At 54.3% G+C, this 16,703-nt stretch carries 13 protein-coding genes and 2 pseudogenes; 9 read left to right on the top strand and 6 right to left on the bottom strand.

From position 1 onward, the window contains the following. Positions 1-107 precede the first annotated feature (107 nt). Entirely contained in the window at positions 108-527 is a 420-nt protein-coding gene (locus UC15_RS25280) for an AraC family transcriptional regulator (RefSeq protein ID WP_232829996.1), read from the bottom strand. A 177-nt stretch (positions 528-704) separates the two neighbouring features. Here UC15_RS25280 and UC15_RS25275 point away from each other — a divergent pair, with 177 nt between their 5' ends. The 4 genes from UC15_RS25275 to UC15_RS25255 all read left to right on the top strand — a co-directional run bounded on the left by UC15_RS25275 (position 705) and on the right by UC15_RS25255 (position 6,547). Further along, entirely contained in the window at positions 705-1,793 is a 1,089-nt protein-coding gene (locus UC15_RS25275) for an ABC transporter substrate-binding protein (RefSeq protein WP_112291952.1), read from the top strand. Between the two features lie 87 nt (positions 1,794-1,880). Next, entirely contained in the window at positions 1,881-3,650 is a 1,770-nt protein-coding gene (locus tag UC15_RS25270; RefSeq protein ID WP_013574892.1) for an iron ABC transporter permease, read from the top strand. Further along, on the top strand, positions 3,643-4,710 hold the full coding sequence (locus UC15_RS25265) for an ABC transporter ATP-binding protein (protein WP_112291950.1): 1,068 nt from the start codon (positions 3,643-3,645) through the stop codon (positions 4,708-4,710). Before UC15_RS25270 ends, UC15_RS25265 begins: the two co-directional genes overlap by 8 nt. Positions 4,711-4,921: 211 nt before the next feature. After that, positions 4,922-6,547: a methyl-accepting chemotaxis protein gene (locus tag UC15_RS25255; protein ID WP_112291949.1), complete on the top strand. Its 1,626-nt coding sequence runs from the start codon at positions 4,922-4,924 to the stop codon at positions 6,545-6,547. Between the two features lie 7 nt (positions 6,548-6,554). On the opposite strand, the gene UC15_RS25250 is transcribed toward UC15_RS25255, so the two are convergent. Continuing rightward, the gene (locus UC15_RS25250) at positions 6,555-7,154 is read right to left on the bottom strand and encodes a cupin (RefSeq protein WP_112291947.1); all 600 of its coding nucleotides are present in this window, start codon (positions 7,152-7,154) and stop codon (positions 6,555-6,557) included. Between the two features lie 242 nt (positions 7,155-7,396). Here UC15_RS25250 and osmE point away from each other — a divergent pair, with 242 nt between their 5' ends. Further along, positions 7,397-7,729, top strand: coding sequence for an osmotically-inducible lipoprotein OsmE (osmE, locus tag UC15_RS25245; protein WP_112291944.1), 333 nt, complete (start codon positions 7,397-7,399; stop codon positions 7,727-7,729). A 45-nt stretch (positions 7,730-7,774) separates the two neighbouring features. Here the strand turns inward: osmE and UC15_RS25240 are convergent, their stop codons facing one another. Beyond that, on the bottom strand, positions 7,775-9,502 hold the full coding sequence (locus UC15_RS25240; protein WP_112291941.1) for a potassium/proton antiporter: 1,728 nt from the start codon (positions 9,500-9,502) through the stop codon (positions 7,775-7,777). 193 nt (positions 9,503-9,695) lie between these two features. Here UC15_RS25240 and UC15_RS25235 point away from each other — a divergent pair, with 193 nt between their 5' ends. Further along, the gene (locus UC15_RS25235) at positions 9,696-9,890 is read left to right on the top strand and encodes a hypothetical protein (protein ID WP_112291939.1); all 195 of its coding nucleotides are present in this window, start codon (positions 9,696-9,698) and stop codon (positions 9,888-9,890) included. A 40-nt stretch (positions 9,891-9,930) separates the two neighbouring features. On the opposite strand, the gene UC15_RS25230 is transcribed toward UC15_RS25235, so the two are convergent. The 3 genes from UC15_RS25230 to puuD are packed head-to-tail and all read right to left on the bottom strand — an operon-like array spanning position 9,931 to position 12,660. After that, positions 9,931-11,244, bottom strand: a complete 1,314-nt coding sequence (locus UC15_RS25230; RefSeq protein ID WP_112291937.1) for an FAD-binding oxidoreductase — start codon at positions 11,242-11,244, stop codon at positions 9,931-9,933. Between the two features lie 50 nt (positions 11,245-11,294). Further along, positions 11,295-11,852 (bottom strand): HTH-type transcriptional regulator PuuR, encoded by a 558-nt coding sequence (gene puuR / locus UC15_RS25225; RefSeq protein ID WP_112291936.1) that lies wholly within the window; start codon positions 11,850-11,852, stop codon positions 11,295-11,297. Between the two features lie 4 nt (positions 11,853-11,856). Next, positions 11,857-12,660 carry a gamma-glutamyl-gamma-aminobutyrate hydrolase gene (gene puuD, locus UC15_RS25220; RefSeq protein ID WP_112291934.1) on the bottom strand — a complete coding sequence of 268 codons (804 nt, stop codon included), beginning with the start codon at positions 12,658-12,660 and terminating at the stop codon, positions 11,857-11,859. Positions 12,661-12,998: 338 nt separating this feature from the next. Between puuD and UC15_RS25215 the strand changes: the two are divergent. The 3 genes and pseudogenes from UC15_RS25215 to UC15_RS26130 all read left to right on the top strand — a co-directional run. After that, a pseudogene (locus UC15_RS25215) lies at positions 12,999-14,416 on the top strand (glutamine synthetase family protein). Between the two features lie 461 nt (positions 14,417-14,877). Continuing rightward, the gene (locus UC15_RS25205) at positions 14,878-16,254 is read left to right on the top strand and encodes an APC family permease (protein ID WP_112291930.1); all 1,377 of its coding nucleotides are present in this window, start codon (positions 14,878-14,880) and stop codon (positions 16,252-16,254) included. Positions 16,255-16,361: 107 nt separating this feature from the next. Continuing rightward, positions 16,362-16,703: pseudogene (locus UC15_RS26130) on the top strand (hypothetical protein); the annotation flags it as partial.

The raw sequence follows: 16,703 nt of genomic DNA, 5'->3' as shown, positions 1-16,703 counted from the left end.
CCGGCGATGGGAAACCATTCGAGAGTTCGAATCTCTCCTCCTCCGCCATAAACAACACATCAAAGCTGCTAAGCAATTAGCGGCTTTTTTTGTGTCTGAAATTCGACTCATTCCGCACTTACTGTATTTTCTACGTCCGATTCTTCTTTCTGCCCGTACTTCCTCGGCGAACATCCCAATGTGCGTTTGAACGCCGTACTGAACGCGCTTTCTGATTCGTACCCAAGCGACAACGCCACAGCAGATACCGGTTCTTTACCGTTCGCCAGCCGGTCTCCGGCCAGCAACATCCGCCAGCGCGTCAGGTATTCCAGCGGCGCACTGCCGACGGCCTGCTTAAATTTCTGCGAAAACACCGAACGCGACATACCCGCCCGTTCAGCCAGCGTCTGCACCGTCCAGCGGTTTGCGGGATCCTCATGCATTGCATTCAGTGCCCTGGAAAGTTGCTTATCCGCCAGCGCCGCAAACCAGCCACTGGTTTCACCTGCCGGTGAATTAAATAACTCCCGTTTTCTGCCCCTCAAAACAGGTCATTCAGGTGGCCTGTTTTGCATTTTTTGCCGTGGTTTTAATGGTGTTAATTGCCTAAAAAACGCCCCGAATCACAAATTGGGAAGATAAAAACGTTACCCTATTGCCAGTCCGAGGTTATGCGTTATGTTGATTTTTAGTTTCCCAAATGTAACTAGAGGTTAACAATAATGTCGAATAAATTACGTATCTCTCTGATTGCTGTGGCTGTAATGATGTCTTCCTCTGCAATGTCTGCATTACCTCAGGGCTATCCGGCCGACTATCAAAAAATCGTCGATGCGGCGACCAAAGAAGGCAAAGTTGTGGTGTATTCCACCACCGACACCAAAGCCGCAGGCCCGCTGATCCAGGGCTTCGAGGCGACTTATCCGGGTATCAAAGTCGAATATAACGACATGAACAGCACCGAACTGTACAACCGTTATATCAGTGAGCAGGCGGCGGGCGGCACCAGCGGTGATGTCGTCTGGAGTTCTTCCATGGATACCGCGCTGAAACTGGCGACAGACTACGCGCAGGAATATAAATCCCCTGAACAGGGTCAGTTACCAAAATGGGCGGTGTGGAAAGACAAAGCCTACGGTACGACCTATGAGCCGGTGGTGTTTATCTACAATAAGCGTCTGATCCCGGCCGGTGATGTGCCTGATTCACATGCAGCGCTGGCAAAACTGATCGCCAGCCAGACCGAAAAATTCAACAAAAAAGTCACCACGTACGATATCGAGAAATCCGGTCTCGGCTTCATGTTGTCGGTACAAGATTTCAAAGCCGATCCGAATTATTTCAAAACGCTGGCTGACGTCGCCAAAGGTGGCTTAGCGGTGCAGTCTTCCACCGGCACCATGATGGAACGCGTTTCTTCCGGCGAAAACCTGATCGGCTTCAATATCCTGGGTTCCTACGCAGAAGCCCGCGCCAAAACGGATCCGTCGCTGGGGATTTCCTATCCGAAGGATTACACCCTGGTACTTTCCCGCGTGTCTTTCATCAGCCAGGAATCGAAAAACAGCAATGCTGCCAAACTGTGGCTGGACTACGTCTTGTCAGAGAAAGGGCAGAGCATTCTGGCCAATCAGGCTGACATTCCGTCCATCCGCAACGATATCGAAGGCAAAAACGACATCGACGGCATGACCAAAATGTTAGGCAATGCGCTCAAGCCAATCCCGGTCGATGAAACCCTGCTGGAATACCTGCAACAGAAAAAACGCCTGGATTACATCAAACAATGGCGTACCGCTGCTGCCAAGTAGTGGCATATCGAAGCGCGTCACTTTCTGTCGCGCTTCCTTTTTCCTGCCTGATTTCGCTCTCCTTGTTTCTAACCGAAGGGAAGTAACATGAATGCATTGCGCAGAAAGTGGCAGAGCCTGCCGCGCGGCATTGTGGTGTTGATAACGGCGTTGGTTATCTACATTCCGTTGTCGTTCATCGTGATACAAAGTTTCCTCTCCGCGCCGTTCTTTTCCCCATCAAAAGAATGGAGCCTCGAATCTTTTGGATTCATCTTTACCGATCCGGATTTCTACAAAGCACTGAAAAGCGGTTTTATTCTGGCTTTCGGGCTGGTGGTGATCGCGATTCCGCTCGGCGGTATCCTGGCGTTCCTGATGGTGCGTACGGATTTACCGGGCAGACGCGTGATTGAACCGCTGATTCTGGTGCCGATTTTCGTCTCCCCGATGGTATTAGGTTTCGGCTACGTGGTGGCTGCCGGTCCGGTCGGGTTCTTCTCGCTGTGGGCGCAGGCTATTCTTGGGTTCGTCCCGTGGAACATTTACGACATGTCGAGCATCGTGGTGATCGCCGGTCTGACGCACGTTCCGCACGCGTACCTGTATATCTCCTCGGCGCTGCGCAGCGTCGGGTCGGATGTTGAAGAGGCCGCGCGAACCGCCGGTGCTTCGCCGTTGCAGGTGATGACTGCGGTCAGTCTGCCGATGGTGCGCCCGTCGATTCTGTACGCCACCGTGTTGCTGTTCTTCCTCGGGCTGGAAGTGTTCGGTCTGATGCTGGTGCTCGGCGACCCGGAAGGCAATATGGTGCTGGCGACCTATCTGTATCAGCTGACCAACAAACTCGGCACGCCGTCTTATCATCTGATGGCTGCCGTCGCCGTGGTGCTGATTTGTATCACTATTCCGCTGGTCATGTTGCAGCGCCGCCTGATGCGTACCGCCAACCGTTTTGTCACGGTCAAAGGAAAAGCGTCGCAAGCGCGTGCCTTGCCGCTCGGCAAATGGCGCTGGGTGGCCGGTGCCGTAGTGGCGTTCTGGCTGACTGTCACTATCGGCGTTCCGCTGATTGGCGTGATGCTGCGAGCGTTTATCTCCAACTGGGGCGTCGGTGTCTCCATCTGGGACGAACTGTCGCTTAATACTTTCCGCACCATCTGGGAACAACCGAACCTGCTGCGTGCGATCGTCAACTCCATGGCCATTGGTGTTATCGGCGGCGCGCTGGCGGTGGCCTGTTATCTGTTTATCGGCATCGCGATGCACCGTAAACCGGACGGCGTCACCCGTTTCCTCGATTACAGCGTGCTGGTGCCGCGTGCGGTGCCGGGGCTGCTGGCCGGTCTGGCCTTCCTGTGGGTGTTCCTGTTCCTGCCGATGTGGCTGGATAACGCGCTCAAATCCGGCTGGCTTTCGGGTATGCCATGGTCGCAGTGGCTGCGCGATAACCTGGTGGTCTGGCTGCGATCGCTGCGCAGCACGATTTTTAGCGTCTGGCTGGCTTATACCGTGGTGTGGATGGCGTATGGTCTGCGGCTGATTTCCTCGACGCTGTTGCAGGTCGGGCCGGAACTGGAAGAAGCGGCGCGCAGTACCGGTGCAACCCGCGGGCAGATCACCCGTCACGTCACCATTCCGCTGTCGCGTTACGGTCTGATTGGCTCGTGGCTGCTGATGTTCCTGATTTTCGAGCGAGAATATTCCACCGGTGTGTATCTGCTTTCGCCGGGTACGGAAACCATCGGCTCGATGCTGGTTTCCCTGTGGGCGGCGGGTGCCATTGATATCGTGGCCGCGCTCTCCTTTATTAACATCCTGCTGGTGGTTTTAGGTCTGGGTATTGCCCTTCGTTTTGGAGTCAAATTACATGATTGAATTATCGGTCGACAATCTGCACTTAACCTACGGTGACAATCCGGTGTTAAAAGGCGTTTCGATGGATCTGAAACGTGGCGAAGTGGTATCACTGCTCGGGCCTTCCGGCAGCGGAAAAACCACTTTATTGCGTGCGGTCGCAGGACTGGAAAAACCGGTCAAAGGCACCATCGTTATCGGCAAAAATAAGGTTTACGACGGCACACCGCGCAGCGAAATTCCGGCCGAAGAGCGCAACCTCGGGCTGGTGTTCCAGTCTTACGCCCTGTGGCCGCACAAAACAGTATTCGAGAACGTGGCATATCCGCTGAAACTGCGCAAAGTTTCTGCCGGTGAAATCACCCGGCGTGTGCAGGATGTTCTCAACCAGCTCGGCCTCGGACATCTGGGCAAACGCCATCCGCATCAGCTTTCCGGTGGTCAGCAACAGCGCGTGGCGATTGGCCGTGCGCTGGTGTACAACCCGCCGGTAATTTTGCTTGATGAGCCGCTGTCGAACCTCGACGCCAAATTGCGTGAAGAAGCGCGCGTGTTCCTGCGCGAACTGATCATCAAACTGGGGCTGTCGGCGCTGATGGTGACGCACGACCAGAACGAAGCGATGGCGATTTCAGACCGCATTCTGCTGCTCAATAACGGCAAAATCGAACAACAGGGCACGCCGCAGGAAATGTACGGCTCGCCGAAAACACTGTTTACCGCAGAGTTTATGGGCAGCAACAACCGTCTGCACGGCAAAGTCACCGAAGTGCGCGACGGCAAAGCGCGCATCGAAGGCAGCGGCTGGGTGCTGTGGGGACAGGCGGGAGAGGGCGTGCAGGCCGGGCAGGAGGGCACGGCAGTGATCCGCGTCGAACGCGTGGTGCTGGCTGAAGGGCCGGGCGAGAATCAGCTGGAATTACCGTTGCTGACCAGCATGTATCTCGGTGATCGCTGGGAATATCTGTTCCGCACGGCGGGCGATGATTTTGTCATTCGTGCGTATGGCACCGATGTGCGAGATCCGCAGCACTGCCACCTGAAGCTACCCGAACAGCATGTCTGGATCTTTCCCAAATAATACCCGTCATACTTAAAGCTGCAGGTGCGTTGGCTACGCTCAGGGACCCGAATCACTTACTTATGTAAGCTCATCGGGATCCCATCGCTTGCCGCCCTCCTGCAGCTTCAATTATTTAGGGTATTACCGGAAGTCGGACAATTTATTGAAATATTTCTGTCATTTCCCGCGCGTAAAATTCTGCTTCCTGTTTAAATAATGCAGAATAATCATGATTTTAACCACTCGTTCACTTACTGGTAAGATACCATTCAACAGATTGTTTCGATCTGCTTTCTTCAGACGTCCACGGGGAATACTTTTTGGGGTAATTTGTGTTATCGCCCTGTTTTCTGCTTTACAGATTTTCTCCACCGTCGTGCTCGCCAAAATCCTTCAGGATGCGCGAAACAACGTGATCGCCACCGAAAGTTTGCGTCAGCAACAAGCCGTGATGGATAAAGCCCGCATGGAATTGCTGATGGCCAGTGACAAACTCAACCGTGCTGGCATTTATTACATGCAGGATAAAGAAACCGGCTCGGTCGGCAGCTGGAACAGCCTGATGGAAGAATCGCTCGGCTCACTGACCGCATCGCAGAAAGCCTTCACGCAGTTTCAGAAGATGACCAAAGACGGCAATCAGGCCGCGACGGAGCTGAAAGCCAGCTACCAGATGTTTTATGACGGTCTGCGCGAACAGGCGGGTGGCCTGCAAAAGAACAACAATATCGATTCCTTCTTTGAAGTGCCGATCCAGGCGTTTCAGGATGACTTCAGCCAAAAATATTATGCTTATCTGGACGTTAACGAGCACACGGCGGTGTCGCTCAGTGACAGATTGCTGAATGCGTTATCGCAGGCGAAAACCCTGTTTATGGGCGCGTTGATGATTCTGGCGGTGATCGCAGTGCTGGTCTGGCGCGGTGTGTCTGCGTGGATTATCCGTCCGCTGCAACGCATGATCGGGCACATCAGCGTGCTGGCTGCCGGGGATTTATCGCGGGTTGTCGAAGACGATAATGCGCGGGTGATCGAAGTCCGTGAGCTGGGCGTCAGCCTGCGCAATATGCAGCGCGGCCTGCAAAAACTGGTCAGCGAAGTCCGTGACGCCTCGGCGCATATCATGCTGAACATTGATCAGATGGCAAAAGGCAACGAGGAATTGTCGGCGCAGGCGGCGATTCAAAGCGAGGAACTGCGAGCTGCCACCGAACACATCACTCACCTCAATGAGCGCGTGAAAGAAAATGCCGCCCATGCCCGGCAGGCCACCCGACAGGCCGAACAGGCGAAAGGCGTAGCGACCCGAGGCGGGGAAGTGATGGGGCAGGTGGACACGGCGATGAAGGAGATTGTCACCCAGTCCTCGGAAATGAGCAGTATTGTTTCTATGATTGACAGCGTGGCGTTCCAGACCAATATTCTGGCGCTGAATGCGGCGATTGAAGCGGCGCACGCCGGTCAGCACGGACGTGGCTTTGCGGTGGTGGCGAAAGAAATCGGCCTGCTGGCGCAAAAGAGCAGCCATTCAACGCGGGGTATCCATCAGCTGATTGATGATTCCGTGCAGCAGATTGGCCGCGGTTCGGCGTCTGTGACGGTGCTCAGTCAGAGCCTGCAGGAGATTATCCATATCTTCAACGGCCTGAGTGCGCTGGTCAGTGAGATTTCAGAGGCGACGTTGTATCAGGGGCAAAGTGTTCACGATGTCTCCGAACGCATCACCGCACTGAATCATGTTACGCTGCAAAACGGCAAACTGGCCGATCATGCGGCGGCGTCTTCCCAGCAGTTACTGGATCAGTCGCAGCGTCTGGAAAAGGCCGTCGCGCGGTTTGCCCTGACGGCGGCGTAATCAACCTTTATTTCTGATGCCACACCAGCATGCTGCCTTCAGTGTGTCCGGTCACCGGATCCGTGGCGGGCAGCGGCACGGCATTGACCGCTTTGGTGCGTGCTGCCAGTTGTGGCAGTTCGTCATGACAAAGGTCAGCTTTCATATCCGGCGGATACGCGCCGACCAGCATGAAATCTTCATCGGCTGAAATCTGTTTATGGCCGATCCCGGCCGGAAGCAACAACACATCCCCGACGTTTACCTCAATAATTTTTCCGTGCTCGCCGCCGAGTTGCAGCTTTGCGCTACCGGCATAAACGCCCAGCACTTCATGAGTGTTGGAGTGAAAATGCGTAAAGGTATACACCGGATAACGCCACTGCGGCGGCCAGCCGTTGGTGCGGAAAAGGTGTTCGAGGTATTCCGCATTATCGACGGTATCGGGGGGAATGACGCGGTGATAAATCAGCACCGGCAATGCGTTATTCGGCACACCGCCGTCGGGTTTATTAATCAGCAGTGTATCCATAGCAACCTCTCTGGCAGTCGCGAAGGCCATACGTGGCATCGGTATCAGGGCGAGCACGCCCAGCAAAGTAACAAACCGGCGTCGATCCAACAGCATCAGGCAGGGCTCCTTATCGCGCAATCAATGGCTTACCTCATTCATGTATAGAACAAAAGAACCTGAAAATCCTCTTTTTGGAAACATAAAATGATTTGAGAGAGAAGGGTTGCGGGAGGGAGACGGTTATCAGAAAAAACTTAAAATATGTAGCAATCAACATATAAAAGTCATATTGGCTGGCGAAATCCTTTATGTCCTCTATGCTTAACAATACAAAAAGTACTCAGGAGGAGAAGTTTATGAATAAGAAAATGTTACTTGTGGTTGCTACAGCTGTTTCTGTATTGGCAGGGTGTCAGACTTACGATCGCGCAGCAAGCTACGTCAAAGAGCCTGTCGTCAGCGACGTTAAAGTCGGTATGACCAAATCTCAGGTTCGTGCAATTGCAGGGCCACCATCGACTGAAGCCACGCTTATCCATGCTAAAGGGACTTGCCAGACTTATGCGGTTGCTCCGCGTGATGGCAAAGCTCAGACCTACTTCGTTAGCTATAACGACACCGGTCATGTCATGAATAAGGGTTATCAGTCCTGTTCAGACTACGATAAAGACCCGCAGGCTGGTCAGTAATTCAATTAACGCCTTCCCCTTGTGAGAGGGGAAGGCGTTAAATCATCAAGCCTTCTGCGTCACAATCCTCACGCCGACCTTACTCACCTGATTCCCGTCCATTTCTGCGATCGTCCACGTCAGCCCGTCCCATTCGATATGGTCACCGATAACCGGTTCACCACCGAGCAGCCTGATCACAAAATGTCCCAGCGTTTGCGACTGATCCACCGTCTCTTCCAGATTCAGACCATAAAGCTGTGAAATCGCATCCAGCGGCGCATCTGCCTGCAGGATAAAGTCACCGAAGAAGCGGTCATCGAGCACCACTTTATTGCTGTCGCTGAACAGTTTACCCAGTTCCGGCAGATCCTTTTCCTGGCCGATCACGCACAGAATATCGCCTTCTTTGAGCCGCGTACTGCCGGTCGGATGCAGCATTTCTTTGCCACGGAATAATGCCGCAATCCGCGTCGCTTTTGGCATTTGCAGGTCACGCAGCGCCGCCCCGACGCACCATTTGTCGGAGCCCAGCTGATAGATAAATTGTTCCCAGTCGTTATACACGTCGATATCCAGCCCGACGCGGGAAACCGGCGTCGGCTGCGGTGGCACCAGCACTTTGGCTTTCTTCGCCGCAAAGCCCAGCGACGTACCCTGAAGCAGCAGGGAAACCAGCACAATAAAGAACGCGACGTTGAAATACAGCGTGGCGTTAGGCAGTCCGGCCATCATCGGGAACACCGCCAGAATGATAGGCACCGCGCCACGCAGGCCGACCCACGAAATAAAGACGCGTTCGCGCAGGGTAAAGTTTTTGAACGGGATCAGGCTAACAAACACCGACAGCGGACGTGCCAGCAGGATCATCCACAGTGACAACGCCAGCGCCGCGATCGCAATCGGCAGCAGATCGCTCGGCGTCAGCAGCAGACCGAGCACCAGGAACATGCCAATCTGGCTGAGCCACGCCAGTCCGTCGAAGGTCTGCAAAATGCCGTGACGGTTGCGGATCGGCATATTGCCGAGCATCAGGCCGCACAGATACACCGCCAGAATGCCGCTGCCTTCCAGCGCCATGGTGGCGGCGTAAACCAGCAAACCGCCGCTGAATGCCAGTAACGGATACAGCCCGGCCGCCAGCGTAATCTTATTAATCAGCTTGTGCAGCAACCAGCCACCGCCGACACCAAACACAATGCCGAGGCCGAACTGGCGCACTACATCCACCACAAACATCAGACTCAGTCCGTGCTGGCCCTTGGAAATCATGTCGATCAGGGTGATGGTCAGGAATACCGCCATCGGGTCGTTGCTGCCGGATTCAATTTCCAGCGTGGCGCTGACACGTTCGTTCAGGCCTTTACCGCCGATAAGTGAGAACACCGCCGCCGCATCGGTTGAGCCGATAATCGCGCCAATCAGCAAACCCTGCATCAGGTTGATATTGAACAGCCACGCGGCTGCCAGCCCGGTCAGACCGGCAGTAATCAGGACACCGACCGTCGCCAGCGACAGTGCGGGCCATAGCGCAACGCGAAAGGAAGAGGCGCGGGTACGCATCCCGCCGTCGAGCAAAATGACGGCCAGCGCCAGGTTACTGACCAGATAGGCGGCGGGGTAATTATCAAACGCAATGCCGCCAATTCCGTCTACGCCCGCCAGCATACCGATGGCGAGGAAAATGACCAAAATAGGGATGCCAAGCTTAGAAGAGAACGAACTGAGCAAAATGCTCGCTGCGACTAACAGGGCGCCAATAAAGAAAAGAGTATTAATCGTGCTGGCGTCCAAGAGCGTTCTCCTTGTAAGGCATGAGTGGTGCGGGGGCGTGCGGTGTCGTCATCAGTGACAATCCCCCTAATTTATCAGGAAAATGAGCGCGTTGCTGGGCTCATTTAAGATTTTTATTAGTTGCAGTTAAGAATAAAAAACTATGCTTAAAGATGAGTGATATCTATGCGCAGTTCATAAAAAGGAAACCACAATGAGTGAATATACCGGTGTACACCGCGAGGTGATGAAAGACGGGGCGATCAAACATGTGCTGATCCGCGATGCGGCGGGCAACGAGCAGTCGATAGCCGCAAAAGATTACATTTCGCAGGGGATCGAGCCAGATCTGAATGAGTTGCCTGAAGTGGGCACTGACAGTGACTTTCCGGTCGCGGGCAAAGGCTGAATATTCGCTGTTCCCCGCAGGTAATCTGCGGGGAACAGGGTTACACGCCTAAACGATCGCGCAGCGAATAGTACGCCGCGCCGAGCATGGTAAACGGCACCTGGAAGTTGCGGCCACCGAAGAACGGCATGTGCGGCAGACGGGCGAACGCATCGAAACGTTCGGCGTCGCCGCGCAGCATTTCGGTGATGAGCTTCCCGGCCAGATGCGTCAGCGTCACGCCGTGCCCGCTGTCTCCCTGCATGTAATAGATGTTGTTTTCCAGCCGGCCAAACTGCGGCAGGCGCGATAACGTCAGCAGGAAATTGCCGCCCCAGCGGTAATCTATCTTCACGCCTTTTAGCTGCGGGAAGGTGCGGTTGAGCTTGGGCAAGATCACCGAATCGATATTCGGCGGATTTTTGCCGCCGTAGGTCACGCCGCCGCCGTACAACATGCGGTTGTCCGCGGTCAGGCGGAAATAATCGAGCAGGTAATTACAGTCTTCCACGCAGTAATTATTTGGCAAAAGAGATAACGCCATGTCATCCGACAGCGGTTCCGTCGCCACAATCTGCGAGCCGCACGGCATGCTGAGGCGCGTGAGGCGCGGCGCCAGCTGCTGACTCAGATAAGCGTTGCCCGCCAGAATCACATATTTGGCTTTTACCTGACCTTTCGCGGTATGCACTAAAGCCGGTTCGCCGTGGTCAATACGCGTCACTGCCGAGCCTTCAAAAATACGCCCGCCATGACGGCGCACCGCTTCGGCCTCGCCCAGCACCAGATTCAGCGGGTGAAGATGACCGCCGTTTTTATCCAGCAGGCCGCCGACATAACGGTCGGTGGCGATCTCGCGGCGTACGGCAGTTTCATCCAGCAGCCGCAGTTCGGTATGACCATAGCGATTCCACAACTTTTGCTGATCGCGCAATTTCGTCAGCTGGCGCGCACTGAGCGCGGCAAAAATACAGCCGGGGCGATAGTCGCAGTCGATGGCGTACTGGTCGATGCGCTGACGGATAATATTCGCGCCTTCAAACATCATGCTGCCGAGCATATCGGCGGTCTGACGTCCGTAACGCTCTTCAATCACATCTATATCGCGGCTGTAGGAATTAACGACCTGTCCGCCGTTTCGCCCGCTGGCGCCCCAGCCGACGCGGGCGGCTTCGAGCACCACTACGTCGTAACCGGCTTCGCACAGATATAAAGCGGAAGAAATGCCGGTATAACCGGCACCGACAATACAGACATCGCACTCAATATTGTCAGTCAGTTCCGGCCACGGCGCATGGTTGTTGGCGGAGCTGGCATAATAGCTGTCGGTGTGGGGCACGCCGGCAGCGCGGGGACTTCCTGTTTGAGCACTCATGGTGACATCCTTCTTTGGGTTCCCGTTGCCTCGCCCGGAGTCGATGACAACTAGAAGGTATTAGGGGTATGTGCGCTAACAATCCTGCAAATCCGCGTCGAAATATTACTAAAGCTGTGAGGGTTCGCGGTGTTAATGGCATAACTTTGCCCCGCACGCAGCGGGTAACTCTGACCGTTGACGGTTAAGATGATTTCTCCTTCTAACAGGGTGCCGACTTCCTCGCCCTGATGCTTGATCTTATCGCCGGTTGTGCTGCCGGGTTGATAGGTTTCCAGCAACATGGCGACGGTATGGTTCGGTGTGCCGTTGTGGACCATGCGCATGGACACGCCTCGGCTGCCAATTTCGATTAAATCCGCCGCATTAATCACGATCCGCGGCTCGTTGCTCTTATGTTCCTCGGCGAAAAATTCTGAAAGTGACAGCCCGTAAACCCGCAATAATTTTTGCAACGTACTGACGGCGGGGCTGACTTTGTCCTGTTCGATGGTGCTGATGGCGCTGTGGGTCAGGCCAGACAACTCGGCGGCTTTGCGTTGGGACATACCGAGTTGCTGGCGAATTTCAGAAAGCCGGCGACCAGGCGCCAGACTGACTTCGCTCATCCGTTTATTCCTCTCGTGCGCTCCGGGCCTGATGGCCTTTGCGACAGGCAGCGATAAAAGCCTCAAACAGCTGGCGGGATACGGGATCCGTCAGACTGTGCCATTCCGGATGCCACTGCACACCAAGGGCAAACGGATGATTGCGGACACTCACGGCTTCCACCAGATTGTCCGGTGCGCGTGCTTCCACGGTCAGTACGTCGCCCAGACGGTTGGCTCCCTGGCCGTGAAGGGAGTTCACCTGAAACTGCTGATAATCGGGTAACAATTCTGAAAGTAAGCCACCGGGTTCAATATGCACCGGATGCACCAGCGCGTACTGCTCGTCATGTGGCAACGAAGAGTCTTCGCGGTGGTCCATATAGCCCGGCACGTCCTGCACTTTACGGTGCAAACTGCCGCCGGTAGCAACCACCAGTTCCTGCAATCCACGGCAGGCGGCGAACAGCGGGATTTTCTTCTCCAGCGTCGCACGGATTAACTGCAAACTCAGGCGGTCGCGGCCGGGATCGGCCAGCTCCTCGACACCTTCTTCACCGTACTGATGGGGCTCAATATTGCTGGGGCTGCCGGTGAGGAAGATGCCGTCCAGACCGCGCAGAATCTGGTCTATCGCGCCTTCGCGTGCTGCCAGTTCATGCGGAAGACAGACGGGAAGGGCATCGGCATTAAAGATGGCGTCCAGATATTTTTCATGGACAGTCAGAGCAGGGTTTTCATCGACAGTGTTCTCACACATAACTACCCCAATGACCGGTCTGTAGCGCGTCTCTTTTCCCGTGGATGTCGTGGAAAATATATTGCCCATAATACCGCCTCGTTGAGTAGATGAATTTGCTGACAGCACGCGCCTCCCCGCACGAAACTGCTCAGAATATTGACCTGTTATTGACCAATTTAGCAGCACTGTGGTCGCTTTTCAAACGGATATGTTGCGATAATGTAGGTGTTGCAAATAATTAATGTTAAGGCTAGGGTTAATCATATGGCCGTTATTTTGAGCACATTCGAGAGGATCGCGACAACATGAGAGCACTGCGTTGAACAGGGTATTGACCCGGTAAAGATAACCGGCTGGCATCATGGTGGTGCCTGATATGCCGGAAACCAGCAAATGGCGGAAAACCTATGCAAGCGACTGAACTGATGAACGAAATCAAGAAAGAGATTAGCGAACCCCTCGCTAAGCACGCTGAAGAGCGAAGTAGCGCGTTCCAGGATGAAGTAACTCAGTACCTGGAGCGTCACCCGCAAACCCTTCACGTCGACGTCCTGCTCACCGATCTCAATGGCTCCTTCCGCGGCAAACGCATTCCCGTCTCAGCACTCCGTAAACTCGAAAAAGGCTGTTATTTCCCGGCATCGGTTTTCGCCATGGACATTCTCGGTAATGTCGTGGAAGAAGCCGGATTAGGTCAGGAACTGGGCGAGCCGACCGCACCTGTATCCCGGTTCCCGGCACCTTGACGCCCTCGGCTTCCGACCCTGAACATATCGGCCAGTTGCTTCTGACTATGCTTGACGAAGATGGCACTCCCTTTAACGTTGAACCACGCAATGTGCTGAACCATATCTGGCAAACATTGCGCCAGCGGGGCTTGTTCCCGGTGGTAGCGGTAGAGCTGGAGTTCTATCTGCTCGACAGGCAGCGCGATGCGGAAGGTTACATTCAGCCGCCGTGTACGCCGGGGACGCAGGAACGCAGCATGCATACTCAGGTTTATTCTGTCGATAATCTGGATCACTTTGCCGATGTGCTCAGTGACATTGACCATCTGGCGCACATTCAGGGATTACCTGCGGATGGCGCGGTGGCGGAATCTTCTCCCGGCCAGTTCGAAATCAATCTGCACCACAGCGAAAACATTCTGCGCGCCTGCGATTACGCCCTGATGCTCAAACGTCTGGTGCGACTGGTCGCGGAAAATCACGATATGGACGCCACCTTTATGGCGAAACCGTATGACGAATATGCGGGCAGCGGGATGCACATCCATCTCAGTGTGCTCGACGACAACGGCAAGAACCTGTTTGCCGGTGCCGGTGGCGAAGATTCTGAGCTGATGAAACGCTCTCTCGCCGGAATGATTGCTTTAATGCCAGCCTCGATGGCGGTATTAGCACCCAACGTCAATGCCTTCCGCCGCTTCCAGCCGGGCATGTATGTGCCGACGCAGGCGTCGTGGGGCCATAATAATCGTACCGTTGCACTGCGTGTCCCTTGCGGCGGAACTGCCGATCACCGTGTCGAATACCGCGTGGCCGGTGCTGATGCCAACCCGTATTTAGTGGTCGCCACCGTGCTGGCGGGCATGTTGCATGGACTGGATAACGACTTGCCGTTGCCAGAACCAGTGACCGGTAACGGTCTGGAACAGGAAGGTATTCCGCTGCCAATCCGCCAGAGCGATGCCCTGTATGATTTTGACGATCAGCCGGCGTTGAAAAAAATCCTTGGCGAGCGTTTCTCGCACGTTTATCACACCTGTAAATCGAACGAGTTGTTGCAGTTTGAACGGCGCGTGACGGAGACGGAGATAGACTGGATGCTCCGCAACGCGTAGCACGGTTAACGAATCCGCGCATTATGTTCAATACTGGAAAAGAATTTGTAACGCAACGCGTCTGAATGTTGTCATTTATGCGTGATTTGTGCAAAATACGCCGCACTGCAGATAACCGACGCTTAAAGGCGCCGGTTATTTTTTTTATATATGCAGTACCCAAACTAATTCAACAGAGGCCGGACCCAGATCCGGATAGATAACAAGGTTCGTGTGCGATCCCAAATTAAAAACGGTCGCCACTATGAGGAAATGTAATATGGGGCAATACTTCAAACCTGTACCGGTGCCCGCCGGTACTACTTTCAGCTGCGGCCACATTCGCACAGCCTTCACCTCCGCGTTCAGCGACGTGAAGATCACTCCCCCGTTTACTGGTAATAACTCACGAAGTTTTCCCTGTACGTTGCTTTCAGAGGTGTTTAAGCGCCCGGTGTTTGCAATTCAGGGAGGGCTGAACCATGTCTGCTAATGCATCTGCCGCTCCGGCCACTCAGCGTGTACAACTGCGTAAAACCCTGACTCTGGTTCAGGTTGTGATGATGGGGCTTGCCTATCTGCAACCGATGACCATTTTCGATACGTTCGGCATTGTGTCCGGCCTGACCGATGGTCACGTCGCGACCGCGTATATCTTCGCGCTGATCGCCGTTCTGTTTACTGCCGTGAGCTACGGCAAACTGGTGCAACGTTTCCCGTCTGCCGGTTCTGCTTATACTTACGCGCAAAAAGCCATCAGCCCGCACGTCGGCTTTATGGTCGGCTGGTCATCACTGCTGGACTACCTGTTCATGCCGATGATCAACATCCTGCTGGCGAAAATTTACCTGGAAGCCATCTTCCCGGGCGTACCGTCATGGATATTCGTGGTGGCGCTGGTCGGCATGATGACCGCGTTCAACCTGCGCGGCATCAAGGTCGTTGCCAACCTGAACAGCATCATTGTTGTGGTGCAGGTGGCGATCATGGTGGTGTTCCTGGGGCTGTTAGTCCGTGGCGTTTACATGGGCGAGGGCATGGGCACGCTGGCGACCACCAAGCCGTTCTTCAGTGAGAATGCGCACGTGGTGCCGATGATCACCGGGGCAACCATTCTGTGCTTCTCGTTCCTGGGCTTCGACGGTATCAGTTCGTTGTCTGAAGAAACACCGAACGCGGGTAAAGTTATCCCGAAAGCGATTTTCCTGACCGCGCTGATTGGCGGCATCATCTTCGTCGTGGTGTCTTACTTCCTGCAACTGTACTTCCCGGACATTTCGCGCTTTAAAGATCCGGACGCGTCACAGCCTGAAATCATGCTGTATGTGGCAGGCAAGTTCTTCCAGTCCGTCATTTTGTGCTTCAGCTGTGTGACCGTTCTGGCATCGGGTATGGCGGCGCACGCCGGTGTTTCGCGTCTGCTGTATGTGATGGGCCGTGATGGCGTGTTCCCGGAAAAACTGTTCGGTTATGTGCATCCGAAATGGCGTACCCCGACGTTCAACGTCCTGCTGGTCGGCGCTGTGGCGATGTCTGCGGTGACCTTTGATCTGGTGACGGCAACTGCGCTGATTAACTTTGGTGCGCTGGTGGCGTTCACCTTCGTGAACCTGTCGGTGATTTCACAGTTCTACATCCGTGAAAAACGTAACCGTACGCTGAAAGATCACATCAACTATCTGGTCTTACCGGTGATTGGTGCGCTGACTGTCGGTGCGCTGTGGCTGAACCTGGAATCGAGTTCGATGACATTAGGCTTAGTCTGGGGCGCGATTGGCCTTGGGTATCTGGCGTTTATCACTAATGCGTTTCGCAAGCAGCCACCGCAGATGAGCGGGGAGATTGCACCGGAAGCTTGATTTTTGCCCTTTGAAAAGGGCAGGAAACTTTCTTTGTATAAAGGCCGCTGCAATGGCGGCTCTACTGTGCAGCAAGCCTCTGCAAAAGAGGCTTTTAAAGTAGTTTAGTGAAAGTTTCGGTTTTTCAACAACAGTTGTCATACAGCTTTTCGCGCCGAAACCGACGAGAGAGGAAAGTGCTTTTCCTCTCTCGACTCTCCTCGCTTTTTTCACTGCGCGCTTCGCTTGTTACAATGTTTCAGGTGCTATTGCGACAGGCTGGAAATCTTGCCGCTGCGCGGTACCTTCTCTCGGTCTTCGAGCCAAAGGTCTCGAAGCCGCTCCGTTCAGCAAAATTTCTGAACAGCCCGCACGATCTTAAATTCATAGGCAAACGGTTTTTATCTTTTAGAAATGTTGATTGGCGCGATCAAAAATGGCACCGAATGAACGGTTCGAGACCAGAGGCT

The organism is Rahnella sp. AN3-3W3 (assembly GCF_003263545.1).
Classification (GTDB): domain Bacteria; phylum Pseudomonadota; class Gammaproteobacteria; order Enterobacterales; family Enterobacteriaceae; genus Rahnella; species Rahnella variigena.
Note: the sequence above shows the minus strand (reverse complement) of the source record. Positions and strands in the feature narration are given on the sequence as shown.

Coding starts and splice junctions, on each gene's coding strand:
- UC15_RS25275 (WP_112291952.1), top strand. CDS start 705: ATGTCGAATAAATTACGTATCTCTCTGATTGCTGTGGCTGTAATGATG.
- puuR (WP_112291936.1), bottom strand. CDS start 11,852: ATGAGCGAAGTCAGTCTGGCGCCTGGTCGCCGGCTTTCTGAAATTCGC.
- UC15_RS25270 (WP_013574892.1), top strand. CDS start 1,881: ATGAATGCATTGCGCAGAAAGTGGCAGAGCCTGCCGCGCGGCATTGTG.
- UC15_RS25235 (WP_112291939.1), top strand. CDS start 9,696: ATGAGTGAATATACCGGTGTACACCGCGAGGTGATGAAAGACGGGGCG.
- UC15_RS25230 (WP_112291937.1), bottom strand. CDS start 11,244: ATGAGTGCTCAAACAGGAAGTCCCCGCGCTGCCGGCGTGCCCCACACC.
- UC15_RS25205 (WP_112291930.1), top strand. CDS start 14,878: ATGTCTGCTAATGCATCTGCCGCTCCGGCCACTCAGCGTGTACAACTG.
- osmE (WP_112291944.1), top strand. CDS start 7,397: ATGAATAAGAAAATGTTACTTGTGGTTGCTACAGCTGTTTCTGTATTG.
- UC15_RS25265 (WP_112291950.1), top strand. CDS start 3,643: ATGATTGAATTATCGGTCGACAATCTGCACTTAACCTACGGTGACAAT.
- UC15_RS25255 (WP_112291949.1), top strand. CDS start 4,922: ATGATTTTAACCACTCGTTCACTTACTGGTAAGATACCATTCAACAGA.
- puuD (WP_112291934.1), bottom strand. CDS start 12,660: ATGGGCAATATATTTTCCACGACATCCACGGGAAAAGAGACGCGCTAC.
- UC15_RS25250 (WP_112291947.1), bottom strand. CDS start 7,154: ATGCTGTTGGATCGACGCCGGTTTGTTACTTTGCTGGGCGTGCTCGCC.